We start from the raw sequence: 15,489 nt of genomic DNA, 5'->3' as shown, positions 1-15,489 counted from the left end.
AGATTCGCAATAAAGAACCAATCGAATCCGGCTGAATGACCGTTGTCGAAAACCAGATTCCCACACCGGTCATCGCTCCTACTGTTGTAGTGATGATTAAAATCCATTTCGCAATGTTTTTGGCCAACCCATCTAGTTTTTGATTGTTCGTCTTAAACGCTCGATGTTCCAAAGATACGGTCAAAACGGATGTTCCAATGGCTACACCATGGCTGATAATGACGTGGACAATGGCGATCATCGCAATGACCGTCCCGTTTCCGAGCCATGAATAATCCACTGATGGAAAATTCATTACTATTCCCCCTTCTCATTTTTTCACCATCATCTTATAAGACAGTTGTGAAAAAACAATAAAGGAACTGTAAAACCTTTGGAAAAAGGGAAATGTTTTGCAAACACTTTTCATCTCCGCCATAAAATAATCAAAAATCAAAACTTCCAATTTTTATAGAAAAAAGAAATAGAGTGTGATTTCAATTTATTTAGGCGTCCTGCAATTTCTTCAATGCCGGAAATTTTATCGGCGCCGGAACCATTTATGGTTTTTTGCCTATGTCATTTTCCCAATGTTTCATAGAATTTAGACTAGATTGCATGGGAAAGGATGGGAAAATGAATTATTTCTATAATCCCTATTATTATCCAAATGAGCCAACCAATTATTTTTGGAATCCAAACATGTATTACTGGAATCCTTGGCATCCACAAAACATGAATGCCCATTACAGAGCTTTTCAAAATGATTCAAGCAATTTCGGAAGACCCAATCCGATTGTAGACAAAGGCCCTGAACCTTTTACGGTAAACATTGAGAAAGCGGCAAAAGAAAATACGGCATTCCGAAGAGCTTTGTGGACAGGTCCGCATTTGCAGTTAACGTTAATGAGCCTCCAGCCGGGGGAAGATATTGGCTTGGAAATTCATCCGCATACCGATCAATTTTTGCGTATTGAACAAGGGGAAGGGATTGTGGAAATGGGGAGAACTCGAAATAACTTGAGTTATAGAAGAAGGGTTCATGAAGATTCCGCCATCATGGTGCCTGCCGGAACTTGGCATAATGTGATCAATACAGGGAAAATCCCGATGAAACTTTATTCCATCTACGCGCCTCCGAATCACCCGCACGGAACGGTTCATCGGACAAAAGCGGAGGCGATGGCGCAAGAACATTATGGCCATCAATAGCAACCTAAAGAAACAAGGGGCGTTGAAACAACAACGCCCCGATACAAAAAAAGTGAGGTAGTCCCTATTGATGGGACAACCTCACGGAAACGATCATGAAAATGTTACTGCTCACCACTGATTCACCAAAACGACTTTTCCGATGGCTTTTCCGGATTCCAATAATTCATGGGCTTTGGAGGCTTCATCGAATGTGAAGATGTTAGGATCAAGAACGGGACGCAGTTTTCCTTCTTCAACGATGTTTGCCAATTTTTCCAAAATGTCTCTATACTCTTTGCGCAGTTCTTTGTCCAGGATTTTTAATAACATGAATACCACATGGAGGGTCAGGCCTTTTGAATGCAGCGGCGTCAGGTCATGGGTGGAGCGGGCCGCGATGGCAAGGACCGTTCCGAGGGGTGCCGCCGCTTCAAAGGAGCGGTCTAAATTTGCTCCTCCAACGGTGTCAAAGACCATATCAAAACCTTTTCCATTTGTGTATTTTTGTACATAATCCCGGACGCTTTCCTCCCGGTAGTTGATGGCAACATCGGCGCCGAGGCGGGAACCGATTTCAAGCTTTTCTTTCGTAGAGGCGGTTGTGTAGACCTTTGCGCCGGCCCATTTTGCCAGCTGGATGGCCACATGGCCCACGCCTCCTGCCGCCGCGTGGATCAAGATGTTCTGTCCTGGGGCCAATTTGCCCCGGGTGAACAATGCTTCCCAGGCGGTGATGGCCACAAGCGGCAAAGCGGACGCTTCCTCCATTGTCAGATTTTTTGGTTTATGGGCAAGCAAATTCGCATCTGCCAGCATATATTCCGCCAATGCCCCTCCTGGTGTGCTTCTGAATCCGCCGGCGCAGCCGTAGACTTCATCTCCGACTTTGAATTTTGTCACTCCCTCACCGACCGCGCATACCACTCCCGCGACATCCCCGTGCAGAACTGCCGGAAATTCCGGAGCAACAGTTTGAACAGCCCCTGAACGCACTTTCGTATCAATCGGGTTGACGCTTGTGGCTTTTACATGGATTAGGACATGTCCGGGAATGACTTCAGGCACCGGGATATCCCGGATTTGGAAAACGGACGGATCTCCAAAGTGATGGATCACTTGCGCTTTCATCTTTCGCACTCCTTTATGTGAGATTCATAGAATTTTATCTGAATATGAACGTTGTTAAAATGATTTTATTCTTAATTTTGATGAATGGCAAATTTAGGATAGAATAATGATGGACCTGCAGAAAATATAAATCAAAAAAACTATGTCATCAGGGAACGATTGATGAACCGCAGACCGTTTGGTTTCTTCTGCCGATATGGGCCGCCAAGTCAGCGGCAGGAGCTATTTGTGAAAAGGAGGATCAAAATGATTTATCTATATGTCGGCCTTGCAGGCGCGCTTGGCGCCATTTTGAGATATTGGATCGGCACCGTGTTTTTGCCGGGCAGCGTTTTTCCTTGGTCAACCCTTTTTGTCAATTTGACGGGAGCGTTTTTATTGGCATGGCTGACCACTTCCATATTTAAAAAATACCATCTCCCCCCTGATATTGCTGCCGCAATCAGTACCGGATTCATCGGTTCATTTACCACTTTTTCGGCTTTGAGCGTCGAAACGGTCGAACTTTTTGAAAATGGGCATGCGGTAATGGGGATGGCCTATGTTTTCGCAAGCATTGCCGGGGGGCTCATCATGAGCCGGATCGGTTTCAGGGCAGGCAAGGAGGGGCAACAGGCATGATCATAAAATTGATATTGGTCGGAATCGGGGGCTTTGCCGGAGCCGTTTCCCGCTTCGCTATGAGCAAAGCTTTAAATTGGCAAGAGTCCTTGCCGATTGGCACATTGACCGTGAATTTATTGGGCGCGTTTCTGTTGGGAATCCTGACAGGCGCGGAAGGAAACAAGATGATGGTTTTGCTTTTTGGCGCGGGCTTCCTGGGCGCATTTACCACCTTCTCCACGTTGAAATTGGAGCTGACCCGGCTTTATATAAAAAATAAAAAATATTTTCTTTTGTACACCGCAATTTCTTACATTGGAGGAATAACCCTCGCGTTTTTGGGGTATGTAATAGGAAAGACGGTTGAAATTACGATATGAATAAACGTTCCGGTTAAATAAAAAAGGAGAAGTAAAATGGCTAACACTCGGGTATATAAGATGAAATTTTCAAGCGTTTATCCACTTTATATCCAAAAGGCGGAGAAAAAAGGACGCACAAAGGAAGAAGTGGATGAAATCATCCGCTGGTTGACGGGCTATGGACAGGAGGAATTGGAATCGCAGATCGAAAAAGAAGTGGATTTTGAAACGTTTTTTGCGGAAGCACCGCGATTGAACCCCAACCGGGAATTGATTAAAGGCGTCATCTGCGGCGTGCGGGTGGAAGAGATTGAAGATCCTCTGATGCGGGAAATCCGCTATTTGGATAAACTGATTGACGAATTGGCGAAGGGCAAAGCGATGGAGAAAATTTTGCGGTCATAATACAATGTGCTTCCTCTCTTTTTTATAAAGGGATTCACCCATATTTAAGGCCCTGAATATCCTATTCCGAAAGCATTTTGACGGAGGGTATTCATGGGCTATTTTGTTTCGGTGGATTCCGGTGTGAAATTATACGTGGAAGATATCAATCCGTTCGGAAAGAAGACCATCGTGTTTCTGCACGGTTGGCCTTTGAATCATCGGCAGTTCGAATATCAGTTCAATGTGCTGCCCGCATGGGGGTACCGCTGCATCGGCATCGACTGGAGAGGATTTGGAAAGTCGGATAAGCCGTTTGAAGGCTACAGTTTTAACCGGTTGGCCGATGATGTCCGGGCGGTGGTGGAGGCCCTGCGATTAAAGGATTTTGCCTTGGTCGGGCATTCCACGGGAGGGGCGATTGCCATACGCTATATGTCCCGCCACCATGGATTTGGAGTCTCCAAATTGGTGCTTGTTGCGAGTGCGGCGCCGGTCGGATTTAGCCGGGAAACGGCGCAAAGTTTTTTGGAGATGGCTTACAATAACCGTGCGAAAATGATGCAAAAGGTCATAGACGGATTTTTCTTCCAATATATCACAAAAGAATTTTCTGATTGGTTTATGAACATGGGGATGGAAGCGGCAAGCTGGTCCACCATTGCCATCATCAATACGCTGCGGGATGAAACGTTGTATGGGGATTTGTCAAAAATCCATGTTCCGTCGTTAATTATTCATGGAATCCATGACAAGGTGATCCCGTTTGCCCAGGCGCACGAGCTCCATCAACGGATCCGGAACTCAACGATTGTTCCTTTCCAATTTAGCGGACACGGGACATTTTGGGAAGAACGGAATCTATTTAACGAATTGTTGAGGAAGTTTGTATGAAACGGATTGGAATGGGTTTCCAATCCGCTTTTTTTATTTAAAAAAGTTGACCTTATCAATTTTTTTCTTAAAATTACTATTACTAAAAATATTTTACTTTTCTGTGAAAATTATTTATTCATTAGGAACTTATAATAAAATATTCCGTAATAATATATGGGCAAAGTATAAAGTATAAAGTATAATGAGACAATGGAGGAAAAATGTGGGGATTAAAATAATAAACAGAGCTAATAAGAATTATAAAGTCGAAATTGCGGTGCTGTTTATTTGGTTTTTCGCATTGACCATCATCCTGAGTTATGGAATCCATTGGCTTTTCTTTGATATGAACAGATTCAAAGAAAATTTAATTGCTCAATCCACTTCGCCTGACGGGACTTATACAATCAATGTTTATGTATCCGATGGAGAGATATTCTTTTCTGATTTGATTATTGGGGAATTAGTGTTCAATAAAGAAGAGAAAGAACCTAAAATCATTTATTGGAAATTTGCCGAAGAGAAGGCAAACATTGAATGGGTGAACGACCATACGGTAGTGATCAATGATATCCGTCTGGATCTCCCAAATGAATCCTATGTTAAAGGGAGGGTGAAAAGGAAAAGATTGTAGCCCGGGTTCACACATCGATCCGCTTTTCCGGCGCGGAAAAGAAATTGTTAATTTTTATGGGATAGGCAAAGAAATGATTTTTATTAAAATAGGTAGTAGATACAACAATATTTTTGGAACGAAAAATGGGCATGGAGTGGAATGGAAATGAATGAATTGCTCGTATTTGGCGAACTGCATGAGTTTTTGTCCGGTTTGGGGACAATGCAATGCAAAATTGCCGGAAAAAGCTTGTCGCTTGGGTACATACCATTCACTATGAGAGGCGGCTATTGCAAATTCGCGACCCTGTATGGGGATAAGCGGTATCAATGCTTGATCTTGCATGTGGAGCCCGGGAATCCGGAATCGGCCAGAGGAAAATTGCTGCAAAAGGAAATCCAGGAGATGTTAAATTTTGATATCCAAAAAATTCGATCGTTTCAATTGAAAAAACATGAAGTGTATGTTCCGTTTGAAGTGGTTGATTCAAAAGAGAAAATGGATTTATTAAAGAACTTCATTGAAAAGCAATATATGGCCTTTAAAGAAAATAATTGACCCGGATGCGATTATAGAGAGAAATTCTTTGGATGAAGAAGCATCCGTTTTTTTGCCCGGATATGTAAGCGGTTTCATGTTTGGGATTGAGTTGATGATCAGGAATATGGGAAACCGGGGACACGGCCACCGCAATTTCAGCCAATCGTTCAATTTGAGTTGACTCCTTCTGCAAACTTCTATACTATTAAAAATGCCCGGCCAGTTCGGGAGAGGTTCATAGCAACCCTCTATAAAAAACTATGAAACCATCATATTTCATCAGTTTTATAGAATGATTGGGTGCACCTCTCTTGAAAATGTTGGGAGACATTTTGCAAGGAGGTCTTTTTTTATGTCTGTCCGCAAGTTCGAAGACGGTTTGAAAGATTTGACATTATTGGGAAACAACAAAACGGTCTATCCGGAAAAATATGCGCCTGAAGTGTTGGAGGCGGTGGATAACCTTCATTCGGACCGGGATTATTTCGTAAAGTTCAATTGCCCGGAGTTTACAAGTCTATGTCCTCTGACAGGCCAGCCGGATTTTGCGACCATTTATATTTCCTATATTCCGGATAAGAAGCTCGTAGAAAGCAAATCCCTCAAATTATATTTGTTCAGTTTCCGCAATCATGGTGATTTTCATGAAGATTGCGTGAATATTATTATGAATGATCTCATTCAATTATTGGATCCGAGATATATCGAAGTTTGGGGGAAATTCACGCCTCGCGGGGGAATTTCCATCGATCCGTATTGCAACTACGGCCGGCCTGGCACGAAATACGAAGAAATGGCCAACTATCGTTTGATGAACCACGACTTATATCCCGAAAAAGTCGATAATCGATAAACAATTCCATATCGCAAAGAAATAGAGGTTCTTAGCCACCCTCTTTACCAAAACTAAGAAGAGAAACAGCATTTCCTTCTTAGGGTGGTGCTGTTTTTTTATTGTTAAAGGAGTGTTCGATATGAAAAATGAGAAAGCCATTGTCATATTCAGCGGAGGACAGGACAGCACGACTTGCCTGTTTTGGGCAAAAGAACGTTTCGGTGAAGTGGAAGCGGTGACCTTCGATTACGGGCAAAGGCACCGCCTTGAAATAGAATGCGCCAAGGAAATCGCCGGGGAAACAGGGGTCAGACATCATATCCTGGACATGTCGCTGTTGAATCAGCTCGCCCCGAATGCTTTAACGAGGGAAGACATCCAAGTGGAAGAAGGGAAGGACGGCGGGCTGCCGAACACTTTTGTACCGGGGCGGAATCTGCTGTTCCTTTCCTTTGCGGGCGTGCTGGCAAGACAGGTGGGGGCGAAGCATATCGTCACCGGCGTTTGCCAGACGGATTTCAGCGGCTACCCCGATTGCCGGGATATCTTTATCAAATCGCTGAACGTCACGTTAAATTTGGCGATGGATGATACCTTTGTCATTCATACGCCGCTCATGTGGCTGACAAAAGCGCAAACGTGGGAACTGGCGGACCGGCTGGGAGTGCTTGAGTTTGTCCGCAATAAAACATTGACTTGCTACAACGGCATCATCGCCGATGGATGCGGGGAATGCCCGGCATGCAAGCTGAGAAGGAAAGGGCTTGAAGAATATTTGCGTTCAAGAAAGGGGACTTCGCATGTTTGAGTTTCGGATTGTCGACCGGCTTCAAAAACTGGGGGAAGATATCCAAAAGGAACAATTGAGGTACCATTCGAAACGGGTGCTCGTCAGCAAGGAATTCACCTTTGACGCCGCCCACCATTTGCATACCTATGAAGGGAAATGCAAAAATCTCCATGGCCATACGTACAAAGTCATTGTGGGAGTCAGCGGCTATCCGGACGAAAGGGGAATCGTCATCGATTTCGCCGATCTCAAGGAAATATGGAAAGAAAAAATTGAAATTTACCTGGACCACCGCTATTTGAACGAAACCCTTCCGCCGATGAATACAACGGCGGAAAATATGGTGGTATGGATTTATGAACAATTCGCGGAAGCGTTGGAAGACGCCGGACTTGAGGGAGCGCGGGTGGAATTTATCCGGCTCTATGAAACTCCGACAAGTTTTGCCGAAGCGAGACGGGAGTGGATGGAACTTGAGTAAAATTCCCGTCATTGAAATCTTTGGCCCGACGATTCAGGGCGAAGGCATGGTCATCGGGCAAAAGACGATGTTTGTGCGCACGGCGGGCTGCGACTATTCCTGTTCCTGGTGCGATTCTTCCTTCACTTGGGACGGCAGCGGGAAAGATTTGATCAGGCAAATGACGCCGGAAGAGATTTGGTCGGAATTGAAACGGCTGGGAGGAAACGGATTTTCCTTCGTCACGATTTCCGGCGGTAATCCGGCATTAATCCGGAATATCGGGGAATTGGTGCGGATTTTAAAGGACAACCGGATGAAAATTTGCGTCGAAACCCAGGGAAGCAGATGGCAGGATTGGTTATACGACATCGATCAATTGACGATTTCCCCAAAACCGCCAAGCTCGGGAATGAAGACGGATTTTGCCGCGCTTTCGGAGATGCTGGATAAGCTGAAAGCAAGAAACGGCAGCGGGCACATTTCATTGAAAGTCGTCGTGTTTAATGATGAAGACTATCAATTCGCCAAGGAAGTCCACCGGAGATTACCGGCCATCCCTTTTTACTTGCAGGTGGGAAATGATGATACAACCTCGGAGGATCGGGAGAAGCTCGTCCGCCATTTATTGGGGAAATATGAAGAGCTCATTCGGAAAGCGATGGGCGACGAAGAGTTGAAAGATGTGAGGGTGCTTCCGCAGCTCCATACCCTGGTTTGGGGCAATAAACGGGGGGTTTAGCGCCGGAGCATTGTAAGACCACTTAAGACGAAAAGGGAGCTTAAGTGGTCTTTCCATTTTGGAGGGGATCCGGACAGGATTCTTTACTTGCCAATAGCATCAGCTTTTTTCTGCTTGCCGGGGGCAAAGGCATGTCAAATTTCTCGAGACGCTGGATGAGAATCGGGATAAACGATTTTGCCGCTTTGCTCAAATATTTGTCCTTCCGGTAAATCAGCACCATTTTCCGGTTCAGCCGGCTGTTGACAATCGGACGGGCATCGATGTTTTCATGGCGGTGGAATTGATAAAGGGATTCGGACACAATGGCGCATCCCAATTTTTCTTTTACAAAATGAAAAATCGTATGGATATCGGAAGTTTCGAATACGGGGTTCAACGAAATCTGTTCCTGCTTTGCGGCTTGATTTAAAATCTTTCTGCAAGTTTGAAGCTTCGTGAATAAAATCAATGGTTCACAGGCAATCTCGCGCAAAGTCAATTCATCTTTCTCCAAGAGGGGATGGTCTTTTGCGGCGACAAAAACGAATGAATCCGTGTATAGCGGGATTTGGCAAAATTGACCATCAATCGCTTGATTCGAGTCATCGATATAGGATAATGCGAATTCAATTTGATTTTCCTTTAACATGGAAAGGACATCATCCGCACTCTGCACGGAAATTTGTACATAAGGAAATTCTTTGGCATAAGTCAATAAGACATTCGATACAAGGCTGGTCAGTTCCCCGGGCAATGCGCCGATTTTCAACGTCCCCCGCTGGAACAATTCCAGTTCATTTAATTGCTGTTTCGTATTTTCGATGAGGTGCAAAATATGCATGCTTTGTTCATGCAGGATTTTTCCGGCTTCCGTCAAGGTGATCCTTTTGCCGATCCGGTCGAACAATTGGGTGCCCACTTCTTCTTCAAGCGCCTTGATTTGGTGGCTCAGCGTCGGCTGCGAGATATGCAATTTTTTGGCCGCGCGGGTAAAATGCAGCTCGGTTGCAAGCGCGATAAAATATTCCAATTGGCGAAGCTCCATCGAAATCTCTCCAGTTCCCCTTTTTCATCATTATACATGGTTTTTTCTGTTTCGTGTTTATTTTAGAAAAGAAAATATTGCGATTTTTAAGAGGAAGGAGCGGATGGAAAAGTTGCGGGGGAGGGATTGGAAAAGGAATGGAATTATTATTTTATTATATTAATAAAAGGAGCATGTCCATCGACAGCTCCTTCGGCAAACATTATTTTGTAAAATCGATGACCATGCGTCCGGTAAATTTCCCTTGTTCCATTTCTTCCATAATATCGTTGATTTCTTCAAGTTTCCGCAGCGTCACTTTCGGCACCACTTTTCCTTCCGCCGCAAACTGGAAGGCTTCTTTCAAATCTTGGCGTGTGCCGACAAGGGAACCGACTACCTCAATGCCATCCAATACGAGGCGGGGAATATCCAGTTCCATTTTATCGACAGGCAAGCCGACCGCAACGACACGGGCACCCGCTTTCACCACGTCGACCGCCTGATTGAATGCCGTTTTTGCCACAGCCGTGATCACAACGGCATCCAGTCCTTTTCCTCCAGTGATTTCAAAGGCTTTTTCTTTTGGTTTTTCATTTAATGTATTCACTGTGGCATCCGCGCCCACTTCCCTGGCAAATGCCAATTTATCATCGTTTATATCAAACGCAATGACTTTTGCGCCAAATACGTTTTTCGCATATTGAACGGCCAAATTTCCAAGTCCGCCAATTCCGAATACGCCAATCCATTGGCCGGGGCGAACCTTTGACACTTTGACGGCTTTGTAGGTCGTCACGCCGGCACATGTGATGGATGTGGCAGCTGCAGGATCCACGTTGTCAGGCACTTTCACTACATAATTGGCGGCCACGATCGCTTGTTCCGCCATCGCGCCGTCGACAGTATATCCGGCATTTTTTACATCCCGGCATAATGTTTCCCTGCCGGTAGTACAGTATTCGCAATGTCCGCAGCTTTCGTATAGCCAAGGAATGGCCACCCGGTCGCCGACTTTGATGTTTGTGACGCCTTCCCCCGTTTCGATCACTTTGCCGACACCTTCATGGCCCAACGTAATTCCGGTGGCATCACCGAAATCACCGTTTTTTACGTGCAAGTCCGTGTGGCAAACCCCGCAATACTCCATTTCCACCAAAGCCTCGCCATACTTGAGCGGACGCAATTGCTTGTCCACAATACTTACCGTTTTTTCCTTTGATACAACTGCAGCTTTCAACAAACATCCCCCTTTTGAAATGGTTGTCCATGGAAGCGATTCCATGTTTATAAAAAGGATAATACTAAAAAATAAGTTCAATCAATATGTCAAATGACATAAAATTCAGAAAACAGAAAATAGGCGGTTTTTAGCAGTTTTGGAAATTGGGGAAAAGGGCAATATAATCATGATGATTTTGAAAAAAGGGGGAAAGCACAGGAAATGGTCCGGCTCTCCCCCCAATGAGATTATCTCTTTTCCACAAATAACAGCAACAGTGTCGCCAAAGGCCCCAAAAAAAGCGAGAGCAAAAACCAGTTCAACCCGGAGCGGTTTTTGCCTTGCGCAAGACCCGCATTAATGAGCGCCAATGTGCCCCATCCGACTACATATTCGTTTTCCATGACGGCCTCCTGTATCAGATTGTTTATTATTAATGTATAAATGGTTTCATTATGAATCAATATATTTTTTGTAATTTGTGCAAGATTCAAGTTTCATGAAACAATCCCTATGAAAGAAGGAAAAAATTCTTTTGTAGGAGAAAATGGAATGATTCGAATCGGGAAAGTCACATTATATGTTTCAGAGCCTCTTCATGTCCCCATATCCGTCACGCCTGCCAAACAGATGTCCGATTCCTATTCCCCTTTCCTTACACGTTCGCTTCCTTTTCGATTGCGATTTTTTCCTTTTCATCTTCTCCGTCTTTGAAATCATCATTCTCATCCGCAAGCCATAGTTCCAGGCGGGCTTTGAAGCGCTTCATGTACCAGCCCAAAATTTTCCCAAGCAAATAGGCGGCGATCACCGTGGCGATGCCGACCGTCATGCCGGAGCTCAAAGACAGGGCGTAGGGCAGGGATGAAACGGGGGACACACCGAGGTCCGCCAAGATGGAAAGACTGACCCCGAAGGCCAAAACAAATAGCCCGGACATATATGAAAAGGCCCTTTTCCAAGTGATATGTATTTTGTCCATGCCTCTCTTCCTTCTCAATCGTTAATTCCTAATCATTATACCAAAATATTCCTTTTTTCACCATGCGAATGTCGTTTACAAACAACCCCCTGTATAGGAATATGACAAAAATGTAATGAATAAAACAGGCCCCCTTGTATGGAAAACTTTTTTTGATTTATTATATAAACATCATCAGTTCAAATCGATGGTAAGGCTAATGAGAGAAGGAGATCTGAAATGAAGCACATTTACACTGGGAAAACGAAAAACGTTTACGAATTGGAAGACGGCAACTATTTGTTGGAATTCAAAGATGATGTGACGGGCGTTGACGGTGTGTTCGACCCGGGCGCCAATACGGTCGGGCTGACAATCGAAGGCGCCGGACGCGCGGGATTGAGATTGACAAAATATTTCTTCGAATTGCTCAATGAAAAAGGCATTCCGACCCACTATATCGATGCCGATATCGAGAAAAAGACAATGAAAGTGAAACCTGCCGAAACATTCGGAAACGGTCTTGAAGTGATCTGCCGCTTCCGCGCGGTGGGAAGCTTCTTGCGCCGTTACGGCATGTACGTGAAAGAAGGCCAGCCGCTTGATGCCTTCGTGGAAGTGACAATCAAGGACGATCAACGCGAAGACCCTCCGATCAGCGAAGACGCGTTGGATATGCTCGGCATTTTGTCCAAAGATGAATACAAAGTATTGAAAGAATTGACGCAAAAAATCGCCGGCATTGTAAAAGAAGAGTTGGCGAAAAAAGGCATCGAGCTTTACGATATTAAATTCGAGTTCGGCCGCGACAAAGAAACAAATGAAATCATTTTGATCGACGAAATTTCCGGCGGCAACATGCGCGCTTACAAAGACGGCAAATACATCGAGCCGTTGGAATTGGAAAAATTGATTTTGGAAGGGTAAAAAAACGGACCGGCAAAAAAGAGCGGGTGGAGAGAAGCAGCGTTTCTCCATCCGCTCTTTTGATGATTTTCCCCTTGGAAGCCGACGGGGGATTTTTTTGGGGCATGCGACGGTTGAAGTTCCCGGAACAATGGGTTATGTTGATAAATGAACGTTTATAAATTGAGAGTTTAGGAGTGCAGCAATGAAAAAGAAAGTGGTATTGATCAGTACGGGCGGCACGATTGCAAGCGGCGTGAATCCGGAAACAGGCCTCCTCACATCCGGCATGTTGACGGGGGAGGAATTGGCCAAACAATGCGAATTGCCAACTTATATTGAATTAAATGTAGAAACCCTTTTTCATTTGCCAAGCAATGAAATGACCTTTGATCATTTAATTCAGTTAAAAGAAAAAATTGAGAAGGTGTTTGAGAATCAAGAAGTGGCGGGGGTGGTCGTGACCCACGGAACGGATACGCTGGAGGAAACGGCGTACTTCCTCGATTTGACGATCGGGGATGCGCGGCCGGTGGTGGTCACGGGCGCCCAGCGGAGCCCGGCAACCATCGGAACGGATGCCTTCTCGAATTTGCGGCAAGCGATCATTCTGGCCGCAAGCGATGAGGCAAAAAATTTGGGCACGGTCGTGTTATTCAACGAAAAGATTTTGCCTGCCCGCTATGTGAAGAAAAATCACGCCTCCAACGTGGACGGCTTCAACGCGCCGGGGTTCGGCCATTTGGGGTATGTGGATGAGGAAGAAGTCATCCTTTACGGGAAAGCGGTGAAAAAGGAAACGTATGAGCTGAAGTCCGAATTGCCTTATGTGGAAATCATCAAATGTTCATTGGGCTCCGATGGCCGCTTGATTAAGTATGCGGTGGAGACGGGAGCAAAAGGCATTGTCCTTGAAGCGTTCGGCCGAGGCCAAGTCCACCCGGCCGTTGCAGAACAAGTGCAATATGCCATTGAAAAAGGCGTCATCGTGGTGGTGACAACAAGCACGGCGGAAGGAAACGTCAAAGTGGTGTACGACACCCCAGGCACTGCCTACGACTTGCAAAAGAAAGGCGCCATCCTCGGCCGCGACTACGACAGCAAAAAAGCCCGCATGAAGTTGGCGGTGATGTTGGCTGCAGGGGTGGGGGATTTGGAGAAAAAATTTAAGTAACAAAGGAGGGAATGCTGTGATGTTTAGCATTCCCTAAACTTTAAATAGTCTGTAATTTATTGTTGATATCTTCTGCTTTTATTCTGCAGAAATTTATTAAAATGTTTTAAGGCTTCTATATCATTAAAGATTCCAATTGAGTGAGATTTTATCAATACTTAGTGAAAGTATTGTCGGAACACCCTAGTTTACCAATCCATCAACAGCTAGTGTACCAAAAGGGTACGCATTTTTATTTATCTCACAAATTTCGAGCTTACGGATGAAAAACGGTGGGCTATTGATAAAGAAAAACAATCGAATCCTTCGTTACAATTAGTAGCGAAGGATTTTTATTTATAAAAGAGAAAAAAATGAACAAAAAATATTGACGTTTTATATATTTGTTAGTAAATTATAATTGTAAGAAACACATATACAAAAGAGAGTGAAATGAACAATAAAGGATGTGGTTTTATACGTAAATTTATTTGCGAAAAAGACTTGCGAACCGAACGTTTAGATCCGTATTTTTATCAAATTGAATTGGAGTTGAAAAAGAAATTAGAAAATAAACAAACCGTTCCTTTACGGATGTTATGCGAAGAAATTACGGATGGAACAAGAAACGCGACAGAGTTTGTTGGTTATAGAACGAATGTCCCTTATATCCGCTTATCAAATATTGTGGATAATAGGTTAGTGCAAAAAGGGATGAAATATTTATTTGATTTAGATGGAATTGAGAAGAAAGCGGTTGTTAGGAAAGGGGATATTTTAATTTCGAAAATTGTCTCACTTCCTAAAATGGCTCTTGTTGATGAGACATATGATGGAGCGGTTATTAGCCCTGATATTATAAAAATTCGTCCCGTAGATCAACAAGCTCAAGCTGTATTAATGAAGTTTTTTTCTTCAAATATCGGGATACTTTCGTTGAAAAAAATGGCCGTTCCATCTGTATTGCCGAAAATTTCGCTGAAACAGTTAGAAGATTTAGCGGTCGTAATAGATGAAGAACCTGAAGGAGACAGTCGTAATGAACAAGCCATTTTAAAACAAAAACTGCATAGCCTATATGAATTCGGGTTCAATGAGATAGACACGTCGCTGCCGACAGAGTTTTGGCTTAAAAACCAACTGACAACAGAGCGATTGGATGTCGATTATTATCGTTATCATACTTCAAAAACATTCGAACAATTAAAAAATAAGATCAAAACCGAACGATGGTTGCAACTAAAAGACATTTGCGAAATCGTAAACCATACAGTTAGCCCTACGGATTTTAGCAATAAAGAAATTCGTTACATTGGTTTCAAAAATATTGATACAAATTCGTACCGGATTATTTCGGCAGAGACCATATTATTCGAAAAAGTGAAAAGTCGCGCCCGATATGTATTGAAAGAAAATGACATCCTGCTTGGAATCGTCGGACCGTATATCGGAGAAGAGAATCAGCCCTTGGCTTTTGTAACTAAAGAATACGAAGGGGCACTAGCATCTAGTGCGTTTGTGGTTTTACGTAATTTTAAATATTCGACTGCATATTTGTTGTGGTGTTTGTCCCATCCTTTAGTACGATTTCAGTTAAGGGCTAAGCGAAGAGGACAATGGCAAATGATGATAAGTATCGATGATCTTAAAAGAATTTACCTCCCGGTTGAATCACCTGAAAAGATCGATCTGATTGAAAATATGGTGAAAAAATTCATTCATTAATCGGAGG

At 44.0% G+C, this 15,489-nt stretch carries 19 protein-coding genes, 1 pseudogene and 1 riboswitch; of the genes and pseudogenes, 14 read left to right on the top strand and 6 right to left on the bottom strand.

Going from position 1 to position 15,489, the window contains the following annotated elements; all coding sequences use genetic code 11:
- Positions 1-295 (bottom strand): annotated as a pseudogene (locus FKZ59_RS13020) (c-type cytochrome); the annotation flags it as partial.
- A 320-nt stretch (positions 296-615) separates the two neighbouring features.
- Here FKZ59_RS13020 and FKZ59_RS13015 point away from each other — a divergent pair.
- On the top strand, positions 616-1,191 hold the full coding sequence (locus tag FKZ59_RS13015; protein ID WP_141603188.1) for a cupin domain-containing protein: 576 nt from the start codon (positions 616-618) through the stop codon (positions 1,189-1,191).
- A 111-nt stretch (positions 1,192-1,302) separates the two neighbouring features.
- Here FKZ59_RS13015 and FKZ59_RS13010 read toward each other — a convergent pair whose 3' ends face one another.
- Positions 1,303-2,301 carry a zinc-dependent alcohol dehydrogenase family protein gene (locus tag FKZ59_RS13010; RefSeq protein ID WP_141603187.1) on the bottom strand — a complete coding sequence of 333 codons (999 nt, stop codon included), beginning with the start codon at positions 2,299-2,301 and terminating at the stop codon, positions 1,303-1,305.
- Between the two features lie 246 nt (positions 2,302-2,547).
- Between FKZ59_RS13010 and crcB the strand changes: the two genes are divergently transcribed.
- From crcB to queE, 10 genes are all read left to right on the top strand, one after another.
- Entirely contained in the window at positions 2,548-2,922 is a 375-nt protein-coding gene (gene crcB, locus FKZ59_RS13005) for a fluoride efflux transporter CrcB (protein ID WP_141603186.1), read from the top strand.
- A complete protein-coding gene (locus FKZ59_RS13000) occupies positions 2,919-3,284 on the top strand; it encodes a fluoride efflux transporter FluC (protein ID WP_141603185.1) in 366 nt (121 codons plus the stop codon). The genes crcB and FKZ59_RS13000 overlap by 4 nt, the downstream gene beginning before the upstream one ends.
- A gap of 36 nt (positions 3,285-3,320) precedes the next feature.
- Positions 3,321-3,671 carry a DUF2200 domain-containing protein gene (locus FKZ59_RS12995; protein ID WP_141603184.1) on the top strand — a complete coding sequence of 117 codons (351 nt, stop codon included), beginning with the start codon at positions 3,321-3,323 and terminating at the stop codon, positions 3,669-3,671.
- A 93-nt stretch (positions 3,672-3,764) separates the two neighbouring features.
- Entirely contained in the window at positions 3,765-4,544 is a 780-nt protein-coding gene (locus FKZ59_RS12990; protein ID WP_141603183.1) for an alpha/beta fold hydrolase, read from the top strand.
- Between the two features lie 205 nt (positions 4,545-4,749).
- A complete protein-coding gene (locus FKZ59_RS12985; protein WP_141603182.1) occupies positions 4,750-5,160 on the top strand; it encodes a DUF5412 family protein in 411 nt (136 codons plus the stop codon).
- Positions 5,161-5,307: 147 nt separating this feature from the next.
- Positions 5,308-5,700: a hypothetical protein gene (locus FKZ59_RS12980; protein WP_141603181.1), complete on the top strand. Its 393-nt coding sequence runs from the start codon at positions 5,308-5,310 to the stop codon at positions 5,698-5,700.
- 206 nt (positions 5,701-5,906) lie between these two features.
- A riboswitch (PreQ1 riboswitch) is annotated at positions 5,907-5,950 on the top strand.
- An 84-nt stretch (positions 5,951-6,034) separates the two neighbouring features.
- Positions 6,035-6,535: a preQ(1) synthase gene (gene queF, locus FKZ59_RS12975; RefSeq protein WP_141603180.1), complete on the top strand. Its 501-nt coding sequence runs from the start codon at positions 6,035-6,037 to the stop codon at positions 6,533-6,535.
- A 121-nt stretch (positions 6,536-6,656) separates the two neighbouring features.
- Entirely contained in the window at positions 6,657-7,325 is a 669-nt protein-coding gene (gene queC, locus FKZ59_RS12970) for a 7-cyano-7-deazaguanine synthase QueC (RefSeq protein ID WP_141603179.1), read from the top strand.
- The gene (gene queD / locus FKZ59_RS12965; protein WP_141603178.1) at positions 7,318-7,788 is read left to right on the top strand and encodes a 6-carboxytetrahydropterin synthase QueD; all 471 of its coding nucleotides are present in this window, start codon (positions 7,318-7,320) and stop codon (positions 7,786-7,788) included. Before queC ends, queD begins: the two co-directional genes overlap by 8 nt.
- The gene (gene queE / locus FKZ59_RS12960; RefSeq protein WP_141603177.1) at positions 7,781-8,509 is read left to right on the top strand and encodes a 7-carboxy-7-deazaguanine synthase QueE; all 729 of its coding nucleotides are present in this window, start codon (positions 7,781-7,783) and stop codon (positions 8,507-8,509) included. The genes queD and queE overlap by 8 nt, the downstream gene beginning before the upstream one ends.
- A 40-nt stretch (positions 8,510-8,549) precedes the next feature.
- Here queE and FKZ59_RS12955 read toward each other — a convergent pair whose 3' ends face one another.
- From FKZ59_RS12955 to FKZ59_RS12945, 4 genes are all read right to left on the bottom strand, one after another.
- Positions 8,550-9,536 carry a LysR family transcriptional regulator gene (locus FKZ59_RS12955; protein ID WP_141603176.1) on the bottom strand — a complete coding sequence of 329 codons (987 nt, stop codon included), beginning with the start codon at positions 9,534-9,536 and terminating at the stop codon, positions 8,550-8,552.
- Positions 9,537-9,738: 202 nt separating this feature from the next.
- Entirely contained in the window at positions 9,739-10,755 is a 1,017-nt protein-coding gene (gene adhP, locus FKZ59_RS12950; protein ID WP_141603175.1) for an alcohol dehydrogenase AdhP, read from the bottom strand.
- Between the two features lie 230 nt (positions 10,756-10,985).
- Entirely contained in the window at positions 10,986-11,141 is a 156-nt protein-coding gene (locus FKZ59_RS14795; protein ID WP_181733297.1) for a hypothetical protein, read from the bottom strand.
- Between the two features lie 251 nt (positions 11,142-11,392).
- A complete protein-coding gene (locus FKZ59_RS12945) occupies positions 11,393-11,719 on the bottom strand; it encodes a hypothetical protein (RefSeq protein WP_141603174.1) in 327 nt (108 codons plus the stop codon).
- Positions 11,720-11,938: 219 nt separating this feature from the next.
- On the opposite strand from FKZ59_RS12945, the gene FKZ59_RS12940 reads away from it, so the two are divergent.
- The 3 genes from FKZ59_RS12940 (at position 11,939) to FKZ59_RS12930 (ending at position 15,482) form a co-directional block, all read left to right on the top strand.
- Positions 11,939-12,625, top strand: a complete 687-nt coding sequence (locus FKZ59_RS12940) for a phosphoribosylaminoimidazolesuccinocarboxamide synthase (protein WP_141603173.1) — start codon at positions 11,939-11,941, stop codon at positions 12,623-12,625.
- Positions 12,626-12,809: 184 nt separating this feature from the next.
- A complete protein-coding gene (locus FKZ59_RS12935) occupies positions 12,810-13,778 on the top strand; it encodes an asparaginase (RefSeq protein ID WP_141603172.1) in 969 nt (322 codons plus the stop codon).
- A gap of 432 nt (positions 13,779-14,210) precedes the next feature.
- Positions 14,211-15,482, top strand: coding sequence for a restriction endonuclease subunit S domain-containing protein (locus tag FKZ59_RS12930; protein ID WP_141603171.1), 1,272 nt, complete (start codon positions 14,211-14,213; stop codon positions 15,480-15,482).
- The last annotated feature ends 7 nt before the right edge of the window (positions 15,483-15,489 follow it).

The organism is Ureibacillus terrenus, from assembly GCF_006569205.1.
Classification (GTDB): domain Bacteria; phylum Bacillota; class Bacilli; order Bacillales_A; family Planococcaceae; genus Ureibacillus; species Ureibacillus terrenus.
Note: the sequence above shows the minus strand (reverse complement) of the source record. Positions and strands in the feature narration are given on the sequence as shown.

Excerpts from the sequence above, each read along its gene's own strand:
- FKZ59_RS13015 (WP_141603188.1), top strand. The coding sequence starts at position 616 with ATGAATTATTTCTATAATCCCTATTATTATCCAAATGAGCCAACCAAT.
- FKZ59_RS13010 (WP_141603187.1), bottom strand. The coding sequence starts at position 2,301 with ATGAAAGCGCAAGTGATCCATCACTTTGGAGATCCGTCCGTTTTCCAA.
- crcB (WP_141603186.1), top strand. The coding sequence starts at position 2,548 with ATGATTTATCTATATGTCGGCCTTGCAGGCGCGCTTGGCGCCATTTTG.
- FKZ59_RS13000 (WP_141603185.1), top strand. The coding sequence starts at position 2,919 with ATGATCATAAAATTGATATTGGTCGGAATCGGGGGCTTTGCCGGAGCC.
- FKZ59_RS12995 (WP_141603184.1), top strand. The coding sequence starts at position 3,321 with ATGGCTAACACTCGGGTATATAAGATGAAATTTTCAAGCGTTTATCCA.
- FKZ59_RS12990 (WP_141603183.1), top strand. The coding sequence starts at position 3,765 with ATGGGCTATTTTGTTTCGGTGGATTCCGGTGTGAAATTATACGTGGAA.
- FKZ59_RS12980 (WP_141603181.1), top strand. The coding sequence starts at position 5,308 with ATGAATGAATTGCTCGTATTTGGCGAACTGCATGAGTTTTTGTCCGGT.
- queF (WP_141603180.1), top strand. The coding sequence starts at position 6,035 with ATGTCTGTCCGCAAGTTCGAAGACGGTTTGAAAGATTTGACATTATTG.
- queC (WP_141603179.1), top strand. The coding sequence starts at position 6,657 with ATGAAAAATGAGAAAGCCATTGTCATATTCAGCGGAGGACAGGACAGC.
- queD (WP_141603178.1), top strand. The coding sequence starts at position 7,318 with ATGTTTGAGTTTCGGATTGTCGACCGGCTTCAAAAACTGGGGGAAGAT.
- FKZ59_RS12955 (WP_141603176.1), bottom strand. The coding sequence starts at position 9,536 with ATGGAGCTTCGCCAATTGGAATATTTTATCGCGCTTGCAACCGAGCTG.
- FKZ59_RS14795 (WP_181733297.1), bottom strand. The coding sequence starts at position 11,141 with ATGGAAAACGAATATGTAGTCGGATGGGGCACATTGGCGCTCATTAAT.
- FKZ59_RS12945 (WP_141603174.1), bottom strand. The coding sequence starts at position 11,719 with ATGGACAAAATACATATCACTTGGAAAAGGGCCTTTTCATATATGTCC.
- FKZ59_RS12940 (WP_141603173.1), top strand. The coding sequence starts at position 11,939 with ATGAAGCACATTTACACTGGGAAAACGAAAAACGTTTACGAATTGGAA.
- FKZ59_RS12935 (WP_141603172.1), top strand. The coding sequence starts at position 12,810 with ATGAAAAAGAAAGTGGTATTGATCAGTACGGGCGGCACGATTGCAAGC.
- FKZ59_RS12930 (WP_141603171.1), top strand. The coding sequence starts at position 14,211 with ATGAACAATAAAGGATGTGGTTTTATACGTAAATTTATTTGCGAAAAA.